Source organism: Sphingomonas sp. HF-S4 (genome assembly GCF_032911445.1).
Taxonomy (GTDB): domain Bacteria; phylum Pseudomonadota; class Alphaproteobacteria; order Sphingomonadales; family Sphingomonadaceae; genus Sphingomonas; species Sphingomonas agrestis.
The window spans coordinates 1297264-1312852 of sequence record NZ_JAWJEJ010000001.1; the positions used below are offsets into that span (position 1 = coordinate 1297264).

At 67.9% G+C, this 15589-nt stretch carries 17 protein-coding genes and 1 pseudogene; 5 read left to right on the forward strand and 13 right to left on the reverse strand.

Annotated features, from left to right (window positions below):
* Positions 1–95: 95 nt before the first annotated feature.
* The 10 genes and pseudogenes from RZN05_RS05470 to RZN05_RS20710 form a co-directional block, all read right to left on the reverse strand.
* Positions 96–1607 carry a tryptophan halogenase family protein gene (locus RZN05_RS05470; protein ID WP_317225608.1) on the reverse strand — a complete coding sequence of 504 codons (1512 nt, stop codon included), beginning with the start codon at positions 1605–1607 and terminating at the stop codon, positions 96–98.
* A gap of 38 nt (positions 1608–1645) precedes the next feature.
* A complete protein-coding gene (locus tag RZN05_RS05475) occupies positions 1646–2923 on the reverse strand; it encodes a sensor histidine kinase (protein ID WP_317225609.1) in 1278 nt (425 codons plus the stop codon).
* Between the two features lie 32 nt (positions 2924–2955).
* Positions 2956–3675 carry a response regulator gene (locus RZN05_RS05480; RefSeq protein ID WP_317225610.1) on the reverse strand — a complete coding sequence of 240 codons (720 nt, stop codon included), beginning with the start codon at positions 3673–3675 and terminating at the stop codon, positions 2956–2958.
* A gap of 79 nt (positions 3676–3754) precedes the next feature.
* Positions 3755–4168: an EF-hand domain-containing protein gene (locus RZN05_RS05485; protein ID WP_317225611.1), complete on the reverse strand. Its 414-nt coding sequence runs from the start codon at positions 4166–4168 to the stop codon at positions 3755–3757.
* Positions 4169–4297: 129 nt separating this feature from the next.
* Entirely contained in the window at positions 4298–5071 is a 774-nt protein-coding gene (locus RZN05_RS05490; RefSeq protein WP_317225612.1) for a thioesterase family protein, read from the reverse strand.
* Entirely contained in the window at positions 5068–6561 is a 1494-nt protein-coding gene (locus RZN05_RS05495; RefSeq protein ID WP_317225613.1) for a class I adenylate-forming enzyme family protein, read from the reverse strand. The genes RZN05_RS05490 and RZN05_RS05495 overlap by 4 nt, the downstream gene beginning before the upstream one ends.
* 91 nt (positions 6562–6652) lie before the next feature.
* Complete coding sequence (locus RZN05_RS05500; protein ID WP_317225614.1) at positions 6653–7351, reverse strand: glutathione binding-like protein; 699 nt, start codon at positions 7349–7351, stop codon at positions 6653–6655.
* A gap of 44 nt (positions 7352–7395) precedes the next feature.
* On the reverse strand, positions 7396–8610 hold the full coding sequence (locus tag RZN05_RS05505; protein WP_317225615.1) for an MFS transporter: 1215 nt from the start codon (positions 8608–8610) through the stop codon (positions 7396–7398).
* A gap of 63 nt (positions 8611–8673) precedes the next feature.
* Positions 8674–9216, reverse strand: a complete 543-nt coding sequence (gene rsmD, locus RZN05_RS05510) for a 16S rRNA (guanine(966)-N(2))-methyltransferase RsmD (protein ID WP_317225616.1) — start codon at positions 9214–9216, stop codon at positions 8674–8676.
* Between the two features lie 680 nt (positions 9217–9896).
* A pseudogene (locus tag RZN05_RS20710) lies at positions 9897–10760 on the reverse strand (pseudouridine synthase); the annotation flags it as partial.
* Between RZN05_RS20710 and RZN05_RS05520 the strand changes: the two are divergent.
* Positions 10747–11199 (forward strand): response regulator, encoded by a 453-nt coding sequence (locus RZN05_RS05520; RefSeq protein WP_317225617.1) that lies wholly within the window; start codon positions 10747–10749, stop codon positions 11197–11199. The pseudogene RZN05_RS20710 and the gene RZN05_RS05520 sit on opposite strands and share 14 nt — an antisense overlap.
* Here RZN05_RS05520 and RZN05_RS05525 read toward each other — a convergent pair.
* A complete protein-coding gene (locus RZN05_RS05525) occupies positions 11181–11324 on the reverse strand; it encodes a hypothetical protein (RefSeq protein WP_317225618.1) in 144 nt (47 codons plus the stop codon). The genes RZN05_RS05520 and RZN05_RS05525 overlap by 19 nt on opposite strands.
* Before the next feature lie 8 nt (positions 11325–11332).
* Positions 11333–11464: a hypothetical protein gene (locus RZN05_RS05530; RefSeq protein WP_317225619.1), complete on the reverse strand. Its 132-nt coding sequence runs from the start codon at positions 11462–11464 to the stop codon at positions 11333–11335.
* 171 nt (positions 11465–11635) lie between these two features.
* Here RZN05_RS05530 and RZN05_RS05535 point away from each other — a divergent pair, with 171 nt between their 5' ends.
* From RZN05_RS05535 to RZN05_RS05550, 4 genes are all read left to right on the forward strand, one after another.
* Positions 11636–13276, forward strand: a complete 1641-nt coding sequence (locus RZN05_RS05535; RefSeq protein WP_317225620.1) for an AmpG family muropeptide MFS transporter — start codon at positions 11636–11638, stop codon at positions 13274–13276.
* On the forward strand, positions 13276–14034 hold the full coding sequence (locus RZN05_RS05540; RefSeq protein WP_317225621.1) for a tetratricopeptide repeat protein: 759 nt from the start codon (positions 13276–13278) through the stop codon (positions 14032–14034). The genes RZN05_RS05535 and RZN05_RS05540 overlap by 1 nt, the downstream gene beginning before the upstream one ends.
* Entirely contained in the window at positions 14031–14534 is a 504-nt protein-coding gene (locus RZN05_RS05545) for a DUF2939 domain-containing protein (RefSeq protein WP_317225622.1), read from the forward strand. Before RZN05_RS05540 ends, RZN05_RS05545 begins: the two co-directional genes overlap by 4 nt.
* Positions 14535–14621: 87 nt before the next feature.
* A complete protein-coding gene (locus tag RZN05_RS05550; RefSeq protein ID WP_317225623.1) occupies positions 14622–15017 on the forward strand; it encodes a hypothetical protein in 396 nt (131 codons plus the stop codon).
* 85 nt (positions 15018–15102) lie between these two features.
* Here RZN05_RS05550 and RZN05_RS05555 read toward each other — a convergent pair whose 3' ends face one another.
* On the reverse strand, positions 15103–15543 hold the full coding sequence (locus RZN05_RS05555) for a DUF6628 family protein (RefSeq protein WP_317225624.1): 441 nt from the start codon (positions 15541–15543) through the stop codon (positions 15103–15105).
* Positions 15544–15589 lie beyond the last annotated feature (46 nt).

The following is a 15589-nucleotide window of genomic DNA, read 5'->3' on the forward strand; positions in this document are numbered from 1 at the left end:
GGGAAGGGTGAGGGGGGTGTGTCTTGAGACAGGCCCCTCATTCTTCCCGCTGCTTCGCAGCGGGCCCCTTCCTTCTCCCGCAAAGGGAGAGCGGTTTAGGCGTTTATCTCTCTGATCAGCGCCCGGTGTGACGGCAGATCCTCGGTCGCCTGCGCGCCGAAAGTGCGGATCCTGGCGAACAGCTTCTCCGCGCCCGCGACATCGGGAAAGTCGCCGCGGCTTGCCGACAAGTCGGTGGCGAATTCCATCCCGTAGAGGATGTACTGGTAGTTGAAGAAAGCGAAGCTTTCGAGGTCGAGCAGGAAATCGAAGCGGCTCGGCGGGCGCCAGCGCCACTGATCGAGCAGTTCCTGGAGCGGCTCGGGGATCGAGGCGGGATCGGCATTGTCGCGCCAGAAGGGTTCGGTGCGGCGGCTCAGGCAGTAATGGAGCTTGAGGAAGTTGATGATGTTGGCGTAGCGCGCCGCCATCAGCGCGTTGAAGCGCGCCGCCGGGGCGTCGGCGGGGCCGTTGTGCGGAAAGAGCTCGGCGATCATGCCGACCGCGGCCTCGATCAGCACCACGCCGGTCGACTCCAGCGGCTCGAGGAAGCCGCCCGACAGGCCGACCGCGACGCAGTTCTTGACCCATTGCGTCTCGCGATAGCCCGGTTCGAACGGGATGATCCGCGCGGTGTAGGCATCATGGCCGATATAGGCGCGCAGCACCTCGGCTGCCCGATCGTCGGACAGGTGCGCGGAGGAGTAGACGCAGCCGATGCCGCGTGCCGCTTCGAGGCCGATGTCCCAGGTCCAGCCGGCTTCGTGTGCGGTAGCGATCGTGAAGCTCTCGAGCGGCGCGTCGGGGCGATCATAGGGGATCTTGCAGGCGAGCGCGCGATCGGTGAACAATTGATGCCGGACCGAGGTGAGCGGCGCACCGAGCGCCTTGCCGATCAGTTCGGCGCGGAAACCCGAGCAATCGATATAGAGATCGGCGGCGAACGCGCCGTGCGCATCGGTGCGGATGCCGGCGATGCAGCCGTCCTGGGCGAGATCGACGCCGGTGAGGCGGCCTTCGAGGTGGCGGACGCCAAGTTCGACGGCGCGTGCCTCGAGCACCTGGGCGAGCCGGGTGGCATCGAAATGATAGGCGTAGTTGAGCGGGCCGGCATACTCGCCTTCGCCGGGGCGCTTGGGGGCGCGGCGGGCCTCGGCGACGCGGTTCTGGATCGTCACTGCCTCGGCGAAGGGCGGGCGGGTGGCAGCGTCCTGGAGCAGCCAATAGGGAACCAGGCTGGCGCCCTCGGTGTAGAAAGGCGCTTCGAAGGGGTGGAGATAGCGGTGGCGGGCGCCGTCCGCAGGGGCGTGGAGCCAGTCGTCGAAGCGGATGCCCTGCTTGAACGTCGCCGAGGCCTGGCGGATGAAGCGTGTCTCGTCGATGCCGAGGAAGCGGAGCGTCGAGCGGATCGTCGGAAAGGCGCCTTCGCCGACGCCGATGATGCCGATATCGGGCGATTCGAGCAACGTGACCGCGATCCGCCCCTCGAAGAAGCGCGCAAGATAGGCGGCGGTGAGCCACCCCGCGGTGCCGCCGCCGACGACCAGGATTGTGCGCTTCTCCCCCATGCCGCCTTGCTAGCGCAGCGCGCGGGCGACGGGAACCGTCAACGCGGCAGGGCGATCGTTGCGGTGAGGCCGCCGCCGTCGCGGTTGGCGAGGGTGATGTCGCCGCCGGCATCCTGGACGATCGCACGGGCGAGCGCGAGGCCGAGACCGATCCCGCCGGTGTCGCGGTTGCGCGAGGTCTCGAGCCGAGTGAACGGCGCGAACACCGCGGAAAGCTTGTCCGGCGGGATGCCCGGGCCGCGATCGGCGACTTCGATCGCGACATGGCGTTCGCTAGGCAGCAGGCGGACTTCGGCGCCGCCGCCATATTTGACTGCGTTCTCGATCAGATTCCGCACCGCGCGGCGCATGAGCGACGGGCGCAGGTGCATCTTGAGCCGCGGCGCCTCCTCGAACGCGACGTCATGGTCGAGCTCGCGGAAATCGTCGACGACGGCGTCGATCAGCGCCGACAGGTCGACATCGGTGGGCGGCTCGCTCGGGCGGCCCAATCGGGCGAGGCTGAGGATGTCGTCGAGCGTGCGGTTCATCTCGTCGATCGTGTCGGCCATGCGGGTGCGGTCGTCGTCGTCCTCGACCGATTCGATGCGGACGCGGAGCGCCGCCAGGGGCGTGCGCAGATCGTGACCGATCGCGCCGAGCATGCGGTCCTTCTCGTCGAGCATCGCGTTCACCCGCAAGCTGAGGGCATTGTACGCAGCGATCACCGCGCGGACGTCGCTGGGGCCGCGCTCCTCCAAGGGGTTGGCGCCGTCGCCGGGGCGGAAATCGCGCGCGGCGCCGGCGAGCGAGCGCAGCGGCTTCGAAATGCGGCGGACGATCCACATCACCGGCAGCAGGATGATGACGTAGAGGATCAGCGTCTGGAAGACCAAAGCGGCCATCAGCCGACGATCGGCGCGATACCAGGGCGCGTTGGTGGTGAGCCAGCCCTTGCCGGGCTGCTCGATCGCGACGACCAGCGCGACGCCGGAGCGGCGGCGGTCGCGGCCCTCGTCGGGGGCCATCTGGCGGATGCCGGTATCGATCCGGCCGGCGGCGATGCCGAGCTCGCCGAGCTGGGCGCGAAGCTCGGCGGCGACTTCGTCGCGGCGCTCGAGCCCGGGTGGGATCGGGTTGGCGGCGACGCGGCGGACGCGGCCGCGATCGGGGGATAGCGGGCGGCCGCTGGTCCGCTCGCGCTCGAGCGCGTCGGTTATGCGGGTGACCGACTGGCCGGCAGCTTGGGCAAGGCGGAACTGGGTACGGTCGCGCACCGCGATCGCAAAGTTGAGCGCCTGCGCGGCGAACAGCGCGACGGCGATGAGCAGCGCCATCTGGCCGGCGAGCGAGCGGGGGAGGAAGCGCCTCAAAGCCGAGTGACTTCGGCGGCGAGCGTGTAGCCGCCACCCCAGACGGTCTTGATCAGCGCGGGATTCTTGGCGTCGGGCTCGATCTTCTTGCGCAGCCGGCTGACCTGGTTGTCGATCGCACGGTCGAACGCGGCGGCCTCGCGGCCCTGGGTCAGATCAAGCAGCTGGTCGCGGGTGAGCACCTGGCGGGGGCGCGTGACGAGCGCGTGGAGGAGGTTGTATTCCCCGGTCGAGAGCGGGACCGAGACGCCTTCGCGATCGACGAGCGCGCGCTCGCCGGTCTTGAGCACCCAGCCGGCAAAGGCGAAGCTGCCGGTCTCGGGCGCGTGCTGCTTGGCGCCGCCGGCGGCCATGCGGCGCAGGACGACCTTGATGCGGGCGGCGAGCTCGCGGGGGGAAAACGGCTTCACGACATAGTCGTCGGCCCCCATTTCGAGCCCGACGATGCGGTCAGTCTCCTCGCTGCGCGCGGTGAGCAGGATCACCGGGGTCTCGCTGGTCTCGCGGATGTGACGGCATAGCGACAGGCCGTCTTCGCCGGGCATCATGATGTCGAGGATGACGAGGTCGATCGCATAGGCGGCCATGCGCGCGCGTGCGCCCTCGGCGTCGCCGGCCTGGGTCACGCGGAACCCCTGCTTGGTCAGGTATTGCGCGAGCGGCTCGCGGATCGAGCGTTCGTCATCGACGAGGAGGATATGGGGCAGATCGGACATGATGCGACCGTAACAACTCCAACGGGTAAAAGAAGTGCCGGGCAGCGAGAGGAGGGTGGCCGCCCGGCACAGGGGGGAACTACTCGCCGCCGCTGCGACGCTCCATCATGCCGCGCATGCGCTCGCGCGCGGCTGCACGCTCGGCCTGATCGAGCTTGCCGTCGCCGTTGGTATCGAGGCGGGCGAAGCGCTTGGTCGCCTGGGCGCGCTGCTCGGCGAGCGAGATCGCACCGTCGCCGTCGGTGTCCAGGCGGTTGAGCATGCGGCCGCCGCGCTCGCCGTTTCCGGGACGCTCGTCCTTGGAGATCTTGCCATCCTTGTTGGCGTCGAGCCCGGCAAAGCGTGCGTCGACATCGGCGAGGAACTCGGCCTGGGTGACGGCGCCGTCGCCATTGGCATCCGCCTTGGCGAACATGTCGCCGGCCTGGGGGGCGGCGAGGACGGGGGTGGCGAGGAGCGAAGCGCCGAGCAGCGCGGCGAGCGTTTTCTTCATGGTGCGAACCTCCGGGGCGCGGGACATCCGCGACTGATGGATGTTCTGGCGGAGAGCTGTCGCAGGGGTTTGTCAGCGCGGGGGCAAAGTGTCGCAAATTGTCGCGTCCCGACAGTTCCGTCTTCGGGTTCAGCCGAAGATCGCCACGCCCTGCATCGCTTCGGCGACGGGTTCGCCGGCCGCGTTCCAGATCGACATCCGCTGGCTGCTGTATCCGTGGTGTGCGGTGTCGGCGCGGGCGTGGAGGAGCCACCAGCCGTCCTGGGTCGCAGGCTCGGGGGTGAGGAAATTGATCTGCCAGTTGAGCGAGCTTAGCGGGGTCTGGCGCTGCGCGGCGAGCTTGAACGCGCCGGGGGGCAGGCCATCGCCGATCGCCATCAGTTCGACCATCGGGTGGAGCCCCTCGCGGCCGCGCAGGCGGGCCCAGCGCAGCCATTCGGCGGGGCCGAGATCGGCCTTCGAATCCCAGAAGTTGAAGTTGCCGGTGAAGAAGCCCTCGGGGCCGGTATACAGTTCGGCATTGGGCGCGGGCGGAGCGATGGGACCGCGCCGGGCCTCGTCATGGACGATGACCGAGGGGAGTTCGGCCATGAACACGAAGGTGGCGCGCAGGCCGAGGCCGGCCTCCGAGGTCACGTCGGACTGGAGGAAGGCGGCGTTGCGGCCGCGGCGTAGCTTGGTCGCGGTGACGGTCACTTCGCCGGCGAGCGGGCCGATGAACGCGACCTGCGCCGAGCGGAGCGGCGGCAGATCGGGCTCGCAGTCCAGCGCAGCCTGGAGCGCGAGCGCGGCGGAAAGCCCGCCATAGGCGGTGCGGCCCTGCATCCAGTCGGCCGGGATCGCGGCGCGGAAGCCGGTGTCGCTGGGCTCGGCGGCGGCGAGGATGTCGGCGATCGGTGTCATGCGTAGCGGTCGCGCAGCGCGCGCTTGAGCACCTTGCCGATCGCGTTGCGGGGCAGTTCCTCGAGGCGGTGAAGGTCGGCGAGGCGCTGGGTCTTGCCGAGCTTGGCGTTGCACCAGTCCAGGATCTCGGCGGGTTGGCCGCTGCCGACATAGAAGCCGACCGGAGTCTCGCCCCATTGCTCCGAGGGCACGCCGACGACGCTGCAATCTGCCACATCGGGGTGCCCGGCGAGTACGGCCTCGAGGTCGGAGGGGTAGACGTTGAACCCGCCCGAGATGATCAGGTCCTTCTTGCGGTCGAGCAGCGTGAGGAAGCCTTCATCGTCGAAGCGGCCGATGTCGCCGTGGCGGATGAAGCGATTGCCTGCTGGGTCGTACCAGGTCGCGGCATCGGTCGCCTCCGCGCGGCCGTGATAGCCCGTCATCATCGCCGCCGAGCGGCCGACCACCTCGCCGACTTCGCCCTGAGGGACTTCGTGGCCTTCGTCGTCGATCAGGCGGATATCCTGACCTTCGAGCGGCTTGCCGACGGTGTGGAGCTTGTCGGGATGGGCGTTGCAGACGAGGATCGTGGTACCGCCGCCTTCGGTCATCCCGTAATATTCGACGAGCAGCCCGGGCCAGCGCGCGAGGACATCGGCCTTGAGTGCGGCCGAGAAGGGCGCGCTTGTGCACGTCTTGAGCGTGAAGCTGGAGAGGTCGAACCGGTCGAACTCGGGATCGGCCATGATCCGCTGATACTGGACGGGCACCAGCATCGTGATGCTGCCGCGATGCTTCTCGGCCTGAACGAGATAGTCGCGTGCTTCGAACCTGGCGAGCAGCACCACCGTGCCGCCCCAGCCGAGCGTCGGCAGGAAGCTGACCAGGGTGGTGTTCGAATAGAGCGGCGTGGCGACCATCGTCACTGCCTCGCCAAACCCGGCGGGGGCGCGGGCGATATGGACCCAGCGCATCGCATGGGGCTGGACGATGCCCTTGGGCGTGCCGGTGGTGCCGGAGGAATAGATGATGTTGAACGGGTCCTGGGGTCCGACCGGGGCAGGGACGGGAGTGCCGTCGCCGAGCCAGTCGTCCAGCGCATCAAGCGCGACTTTCCGCACCGGCACGGCGATGTCGTGCGCCGCGTCGTGGAACAGGATCGGCGCGGCGCAGTCAGCGACCATCGCGGCGAGCTGGTCGGGGGTGGCCGAGGGCGCGAGTGGGGCGGCGACGCAGCCGGCCCGCAGTGCGCCGAGAAAGACCAGGGCGTAGTCGAGCGAGGAGGGGCCGAGGATCGCAACCGCTGCGCCGGGCTGGACGCCGTCGCGCTGGAGCGCGAAGGCGATGCGGTTCATGGTGCGGTCGAGCTCGGCATAGGTGATGCTTTGCTCGCCGAAGTGGATCGCGGGCTTGGCGCCGCGTTCGCGGGCATGGGCGCGGATCAGATCGGGTAGCGTGGCGAAGTCGCCAGCGAGCAGGGCCGCGGCGGTCGTGTCTGTGTCCCCCATATGTCCGCGACGCTAACCGAGCCTCGGGACGAACGCCATACGCAAGTTTCGAAAGTCGCTTAGCCCCTTCAGGGAATGGGGTTTGTCTGGGTCATGCCTTCGAATCCGCCCTCTGCCCGAACAGGATCTTCCGCTCCTCCTCCGTCATCAGAGCGCTGTAAGAGCGGACTTCGCCGCCCTTATCATAGGCACGGATCGTTGCCGGGCGGGCGGCGATGCGTTCGAACCAGGCTTTCAGTGCGGGGAAGTCGTGCAGATCCTGCTTGTGCGCCTCGTGCGGGACGATCCAGGGGTAGCACGCCATATCGGCGATCGAATAGTCGCCTGCGATATAGTCGCGACCCTCGAATCGCTTGTTGAGCACGCCATACAAGCGATTGGTTTCGTTGACATAGCGATTGATGGCGTAATCGATCTTCTCGGGGGCATACACGTTGAAATGGCCGTTCTGCCCGGCCATCGGGCCGAGGCCGCCCATCTGCCACATCAGCCATTGCGACTGCTCGATCTTGGTGCGCTGGTCCGGGCCGAAGAACCGACCCGTCTTGTTGGCGAGATAGAGCAGAATCGCGCCGCTCTCGAACACGCTGATCGGCTCGCCGCCATCGGCCGGGGCGCGATCGATGATCGCCGGCATGCGGTTGTTCGGGCTGAACTTGAGGAATTCGGGGTCGAATTGCTGCCCCTTGCCGATATCGACCGGGTGGATCGCATAGTCGAGCCCCGCTTCCTCAAGGAAGAGCGTGATCTTGTGGCCGTTGGGGGTGGGCCAGTAATAGAGCTCGATCATGTGAATCTCCGTGGCTGTGCCCGGGAGATGGGCATCGCGGTTCGTTACGCAACCGGCGCGGGGCGCACTTTCGGCACGACGCGGAAGATCACGATCAGCAGCGCGGCGAGCGCGAGGCCGGCGGCGAGGATGAAGTTGCCGGAAGGAAAGCCGCGCTCGGCGCTGAAGGCCAGTGCCTGGCTGAGCGTGAGCGGGGCTAGGATCAGCGCGACGCTGTTGAGGCTGGCCATCCCGCCCTGGAGCGCGCCCTGATGCTGCGCGTCGGTCATCCGCGAAAGCAGCGCGTTGATCGAGGGGTATGCCAGCGCCTGGAACGCGCTGATCGGGATGAGGGCATAGACCATCCAGCCCTGGCGCGCGAAGATGTAGCCGAAGAAAACGAGGCCGCCGGCGAGGATGCCGAGCACGACGGTGCGTTCCTCGCCCCAGCGCTGGATCGCGCGGCCGGTGACCAGCGTCTGGACCAAGGCCATCGCCACGCCCGAGGCGGCGAGCGACCAGCCGATCGCCTGCTCGTCCCAGCCTAGCGCGATCTCGGACCAGAATGCCCAGGTCGATGGATAGACCATGTGCGCGAATTGCCACAGGAACGCGGCGAGCAGCAGCCAGCGGGCATTGCCCGCATGCAGCAGCGGCCTGAATGCGGCGAAGACATGCGCATTGCCCCAGCGGAAGGCGCGGCGCTGCTCGGGCAGCATCGTCTCGGGTAGCGCGATCAGGATCCAGAGTGCGTTGAGCCCGGCGAGCACCGCTGCGGCGATGAATGGCGCGCGGGTGCCGAGCCCGGCGAGCAGTCCGCCCATCGCCGGGCCGAGAATGAAGCCGATACCGAACGCCGCCCCCATCAGCCCGAAGGTCGCGCCACGCTTGTCGGGCGGCGTGACGTCTGCGAGGACGGCATTGGCGGGGCCGTAGGAGGCGCCGGCGATCCCCGCGACCATCCGGCCGACGAACAGCCAGGCGATGCTGGGGGCAGCAGCCATCAGCGCGTAATCGGCGGCGAAGGCGAGCATCGAGAAGAGCAGGACCGGGCGGCGGCCGAAGCTATCGCCCAGCGTGCCGAGGATGGGGCCTGCAAAGAACTGGGTGACGGCATAGGCGGCGAGCATATAGCCGCCGATGCGGGCGGCGTCCTCGAGCGAGACCCAGGCAAGTTCGACGATCAGGCGGGGGAGGACGGGCATGACGATCCCGAAGCCGATCGAGTCGATCAGGATCGCGGACAGCACGATCGGCACCGCCCGATGGTGGAATTGCATGGCCAGCCCCCTTTGCCCCCTTGTGGAGGAACAATAGGGGTACGTCAAAGGCCGGTTCTGGCGTTACCCGGCTTTGCGTAGCAGCGTGAGCCTGGCCTTGCCGTGGACGCGGCTGGTGTCGACCTCGTAGCCGGCGAGCACGATCTCCTCGGGTTTGGCGGTCTCGATGCTGATCCAGGTCGCGGGGCCGACCCAGCCGAGGCGGCCAAGCTTGTCGAGCGCGACGACGCCGGCGCCGGTGCCGTAGGGCGGGTCCATCACGATCAGGTCGAGCGGCTTGACTGCGGGGCCGAGCGCGAGTGCCGACGTGACGCGAACTTCGGCACCCTTGGCGCCCAGTTTGGCGATATTGGCCTTGAGTGCATCGAGCGCGGCTTTGTCGTGCTCAACGAACAGACACGAGGCCGCACCGCGCGACAGCGCCTCGAGTCCGAGCGCGCCCGATCCCGCGAAGAGGTCGGCGACTGCGAGCTCTTCGAAGCTGCCGATGCGGCTAGCGAGCATCGAGAACAACGCCTCGCGGGTACGATCGGCGGTGGGGCGGGTGGTGTCGCCCTTGGGGGCGACGAGCGGACGGCCGCGCCATTCTCCGGCGATGATGCGCACTACTTCCGAGACCTCGGCGGACGGCCCGGCTTGGCGGGCTTGCCCCGGCCACCAGCCGGGCCCTTCGTCGGACGCTGGCCGCGCGGCCGATCGACGATGTCGCCAGTGCGCGGCTCCTGCTGGTCGCGATGCGCTTTGGCGCGCGCGGCACGGGCGGGCTTGGCGACGCTATCCTCGCGCGCCGGCAGGTCGGGGCGTGCCGGCGGCGTGCCCCGGGGGGAGAAGCGGGCTTCGCGTGCCGGTGGGCGGGCGTCGTCGCGTGCGGGACGCTCGCCTATCGCGCGCGGCTTGGCGCCGGGCTTGAACCGCGATTCACTCGCGGCGGGGCGACCCTCGGCGCGCGCGGGCCGCTCCGCGCGAGCGAACGGCTTGTCGGTGGTAGGACGGCCTTCGCCGCGGGGCCGCTCGGCGCGGGCGGGCGCCCGGGCGCCGGGAGCGCCGCGCAGCTCGCCCCGTGGCGCGCGATCTTCGCCAAAAGCCGGGCGGTCAGTGCGGGCCGGTGGCGTAGCACGCGGCGTGAAGCGCGGGCCTTGCGGGGCGACGGGTGCGGGCTTGACCGGAGCGCGGCGCATGCGGCGGTCGGGCTCGACCACCGGCTGGGGCTTGGGCGCGGGTGCCTCGACGCGGGCGCGGATCGAGAATTGCAGGTTCGACGCCGCTTTGCCCCCGCCGGGCTTGGACAGCACGGTACGGAAGGTGGCGAGGTCGCTCGGGCGGATCTCGTCGACATCGCCTGCGGGCAGGTCGCCCAGGTAGAACGGGCCGTAGCGCGTGCGGATCAGCCGGTTCACTTCGAGCCCGAGATATTCGAGCACGCGACGGACTTCGCGGTTCTTGCCTTCGGTGAGGGTCAATTCGATCCACACGTTCGCACCGGTGCGGCGCTCGATATTGGCGTTGATCGGGCCGTAGCGAACGCCTTCGATCTCTACCCCAAGCATCAACGCCTCGAGCTCGGGCTGGCTGACCTGGCCATAGGCGCGGGCACGATAGCTGCGTTCGACCCCGGTGGAGGGCAGCTCGAGCTCGCGCTTGAGCCCGCCGTCGGTGGTGAGGAGCAGCAGGCCCTCGGTGTTCAAATCGAGCCGGCCGACGGGCATGACACGGGGCAGACCCTCGGGCAGGCGATCGTAGATCGTCGGGCGGCCGGTGAAGTCGCGCTCTGCGGTGAGCAGCCCGGCGGGCTTGTGGTAGCGGAACAGCCGGGCGGGCTCGGCCGCGGCGACCGGATTGCCGTCGACGGTGACGCCGTCGAGCGAGGTGAGCAGGGTGGCAGGAGTATCGAGGACCTTGCCGTCGAGCGCGATGCGCCCTTCGGCGATCATCCGCTCGATCTCACGGCGCGACGCAATTCCGGCACGGGCGAGCAACTTCGCGATGCGCTGGGTTTCGGGGGGCTTGGATGGGGACACCGCGGCGATATAGCGATATTGCTCGGCGCGGCAAAAATTATTGCGGTCCGGAAGGGCTTTTGGTGCGTTGGGAGCGGTTTGCGGGGCACGGGGCCACGCCGCGGATGAAAGCGGTGCGATGTTGTTCGTCAAGAAGAAGCGGCTAATCGAGCGGGTGCTGCTGGTCGAGGACGAGCCGCTGGTCGCGTTCGACACCGAGCATTTCCTGGGCAGCGAGGGGTATGAGATCGTCGCGACGGTCGATTCGGTTGCCGATGCGTTGTCGGCGATTCAAGCCGATGCGGCGATCGACCTGGTGCTCGTCGATGTCGGGCTCTCCGATGGCAGCGGAGTCGAAGTGGCGGGCGCGGCGCATGCCCGCGGCGTGCAAGTGCTGTTCGTCACCGGCAATTGTCCAGGGGAGGCGCGTAGGCTCGCGGCGGGATGTCTCGCAAAACCCTATCCGCAGCGCGACCTGCTCGCCGCGATCCAGGCGATCGAAGCGGTGATGGCGGGAAGGAAGCCGCGCAAGCTGCCGGGGAGCTTCAGCCTGTTCGCGGCGCCCGGGCCGGATCAAAAGGCGAGGACGTAGCCCAGATAGATCGCGCCCCACAGCACTAGCGACGTGCCCGCGGCGATCAGCACGCCGGCGGCGGGCGGAAGACGCTTCTCGTCTTCGCGGAGGGCGAGTTGGTGCGGGATCGGGGTGTGGAGCATGGCGGGCCTCAGCGCCAGAACAGCGCGATGACGACGGTGAGCCACGACAGTATCGACAGCGATACCGCGACGCGCGCGGCGGAATCGGTGGAAGCGCTGGTCTGCGGCGCAAGGGCGCGGCTGGCGGCAATGGCGGGCATGTTGGCAGATCCTGACAAGGGTTAACCGTATTATAGGCGGGCCGGCCGGCTCGAGGTACGGCTCCGGGGTCTTGCGTAGCTTCAGCGGCGGGCTGTCGCCGCTCTTCGCGTTCGAGGCTATCCTTCTCCCGGGTTTTCGCTAGGTTCCTGCCGACCAAGCGAGGGTGGACGGTGAGTGAGAAATTGAAAGGCTGGGCATTGGCGCGCGCGGCGGCGCGCAACCGCAAGACGGCAGCGATGCTGGTGTTGGGATTCGCGTCGGGAATCCCGTTCGTGCTGCTGATCGGCACGCTCAATGCCTGGCTGGGCGAGCTCAAGGTGAGCCTCGCGACGATCGGCGTGCTCTCGTGGATCGGCCTGGCCTATGCCTTTAAGTTCCTCTGGTCGCCGGTGGTGGATCGGGCGCAGCTGCCGCTGCTCTCGCGGCTCGGCCGGCGGCGGTCTTGGCTGGTGCTGTGTCAAGGCGCGCTGGCAGTGCTGCTATGGATGCTCGCGGCGACCGATCCGGTCACGGCGATCGGCAGCTTCGCTGTGCTCGCCGTGATCGCGGCGTTCCTCTCGGCGACGCAGGACGTGGTGATCGACGCGTGGCGCATTGAAGTCGCCGACGAGACCGCCACAGTCGACCTGCTGTCGGCGATCTACCAGCTCGGGAACCGGTTCGCGGCGTTGACAGGCGGCGCGCTGGCGCTGGTGCTCGCGGCGCGGCTGAGCTGGCCAACGGTCTATGTCGGGTTCGGCTTCGTGATGCTCGCGGCGCTGGTGATGACTCTGTTCACGCCAGAGGAGCGGCGCGATCCGGCGGACGAGTCCTCGCCGCTTGCGGGACACAGCGTCCCCGAAAGGCGCCAGCGTGCAATAGTGCTGACGATCGTGGCGGTCTGCTGGGGCTGGGCGATCTTCATGCTCGGCAGTTTCATGGTAGCGGCGCTGACTCCGCCCGCTCCCGGCTCGATCGCGCCCTCGGCCGGAACGTTTACCCAGAACTGGGGGCCGTGGATTATCGTTGCCACTGTCATCCTGCCCGCGCTGATCGCGGGATGGACCAACCGGCTGCCAAAGCTCGACGGCGAATCCGAGTCCAGGTCCGGCGGGTTCGCCAATCACTGCTATCGCGCGCTGATTCTGCCGCTCGCCGAGATCGTTGGGCGGCTGCGCTGGGGCGCGTTCCTCGTGCTAGCGCTGATCCTGCTCTACCGGATCGCCGACTCGATCTGGGCGCCCTTCGCCTTCCCCTTCTATCTCAGCGAATTGCAGTACACTAACGACGAGGTCGCGTTCGCATCCAAGCTGTTCGGCGTGGTGATGACGATCATCGGTGTCGCTCTGGGTGGCGTGATGCTCGCGGCATGGGGGCGGATGCCGACCCTGCTCGCGGGGGGGATCGTCGCGGCGGCTTCGAACCTGCTCTACGCCGATCTCGCGCTTGGCGGGGCGGGGATCGACGGCTTCGCGCAACTGCTCTTTCTCGACCATAGCGGAATCGAGCCGCGGATGCTGCGGCTGATGATCGCGATCTCTGGTGAGAACATCGCCGGCGGCCTCGCGGGCACCGCGTTCGTGGCGTACATCTCGTCGATTACTTCGCGCGAGTATAGCGCGGTGCAATATGCGCTGCTCTCGTCGATGACCTTCCTCGTCGGCGCGTTGGGCCGCGCTGCAACGGGAGAGGCGATCGAGATATACGGCTATGCGAACATCTTCTTCCTAACCGCGGGGCTTGGCGGCGTGGCAGTGGTGCTGGTGCTCGCCGAATGGTGGCGCGGGGCACCCCGCACGTCTGCCGCTGCCTCGGAAGAAATGACTGCCTGATGCCGTACATCGCCGTTATCGGGCTGCAGGTGCTGTGCATCGTCCATCTGATGCGTACCGGGCGCAATCCGCTGTGGCTGACCGCGCTGATCTTCCTGCCGGTGGTGAGCGCGCTCGCTTATCTGGTCGTCGAGGTGCTGCCGGGGATGGGCAGCAACCGGCATGTCCGCACCGCACGCGCCAAGGCGATCGACGCGATCGATCCCGAACGCGAGCTGCGCGCGGCGCTTGACGCGCTGGAGCTCGCCGATACCGCCGCCAACCGGCTGCGCGTCGCCGATGCGCTGGCGGCGCTGGGGCGGCACGGCGAGGCGGTGCCGCTCTATCGCGAGAGCATCGCGATGACGCCGGGCGAGCCCGATGTGCGTACGCAAGGCAAGCTCGCGCTGTCGCTGTTTGAGACGGGGCACGCCGCCGAGACGCTGACCCTGCTCGACGCGATTCCGGCGCCGATGGGGCAGAGCGAGCGCGACCGCCAGGCGCTGCTGCGCGCGCGGGCGCTAGATCATGTCGGTCGGAAAGCGGAGGCGCTCGACCTCTACGCGGATATCGTCACGCGCATGCCCGGCGAGGAAGCGCGCTGCCGCTATGCCGCGTTGCTGATCGAGCAGGGTTGGGAGCGCAAGGCACTCGGCGTGCTTGAGGAAGTCGAGGGACGGATGAAGCGGCTGAGCCGGCACCAGCGCGCCGCCGATGCCGGCATGTACCGCTGGGCGGGCGAAGCGCTCGCCGGGCTGCGTGAGAAGGGGATTCAATGAGGCGCTGGATTCTCGGGCTCGTCGTGCTGCTGGTCGCGGCGGTGGGCGGCTGGTTGTGGGGTTCGCCCTATCTGACGCTGATGGAACTCAAGAAAGCGGCCGATGCGCGCGACCTGACTGCGATCTCCGCGCGGATCGATTATCCGGCGGTGCGCGCCGACCTCAAGACGCAGCTTCGCGACCGCAGCGATGACCGGCAGGGCTCTGCGCTCGATCGGCTGGGGGCAAAACTGGTCGAGCGGCTCGCCGATCCGGTGGTCGACGCGGCGGTGACGCCCGAGGGGATGCGTGCGCTGTTTGCCAGCGCGGCGGTGGCGCAGGCGGCGCGGCCAGGGATCGCCGGCGGACAATCCGGCGACTTGGCGGTCCGCCGCGTGTCGCTGCGCCGCTTCACGCTCGCGCCGACGCGCGGGGTGGGGCCGGAGATGGTGTTCGAGCTGCAGGGTCTAAGCTGGCGGGTAACTGCGGTTAGGTTGCCTGAGGGGCCGTTGCTGCGATAGCCGTCATGACAGGAATTGCCAACTTGCGATCATTCAAGAAGCGCGCTTAACCTTATAGCTGGCAGGCTTTTGAGGCATATCTGAGCTATGACTGTTTTCGCGTCGATGCAAAAAATGTTAGCTCGGGAATCTTCAGACAGTCAGAAGGTAGCGGTGCTCTTCCTTATATTCACGGCGGCTTTTTATGTTTTGGCCGTAGCAGGAGTTGACGATCTTGCGAGTCCGACGTTGGCGGTCGCGCTCGTTCCAGTAGCGCTCCTGTACATGACGGAGCGACTTGGTAAGGTAACATGGTTTACGGGGATGACCTTACCCAGTCTTCTGGTGATGGCGGGAATGATTGCATTTCTCTGGGTTTTGAACGTCAGGGCGCCAGTGCCTGCAGTCTTGGTATATTGCGTCTTAACCGGCTGGATCATCACGATGGGCTTCCTGGCCTTCCGTGTCTGGACATTTGATCATCCCGCGCGACCGGTCGAATGAGTATTAAGCGAGCATTGTGGCTCGCGAATGTCGCCCCCCTACCAATCTCGACCGTTCACGCATGGCGAAGAAACCACGCAATGCATTAAACGATTGCTCCCTCGTCCAGCGGCAGCGCGAGATCGGCAAAGGCGTTCGCCAGCGCGTGGGCGGTGAAGCCGATGCTGGTGGCGTCGCGGATGCCGAGCAGGTCGGCGAGGAGCATGTTGGCGCGTTCGGGATGGGTGCGGACCTGGGCGATCACCTGGAGAAGCATCGCCTCGGGTCCGGTCATCCGCGCGCAGCACCAGGGGGCGATCTGGATTGGGCCCGCGGAGGCGGTCGACATCTCGGCCATCAGCGCGCGCAGCAGCACCAGCGGGCGCTGGAACCCCCGGCCGAACGCCGTGACGAAGGCGTGCGCCGTACACGCGTCATGCAGCCCATGCGCGCCCATCTGGCGGATGCCGAAGAGGAGCAGGCGCGCGCCGGCATCCTCGGGCTGGAACACCGGAAGCGTGGCGGTCAGGGTCTTGGTGGCGGTCATGGACGACTCCCGCTGAATGTCAGGCAGCCAGTGTCGCTAGTCCGCT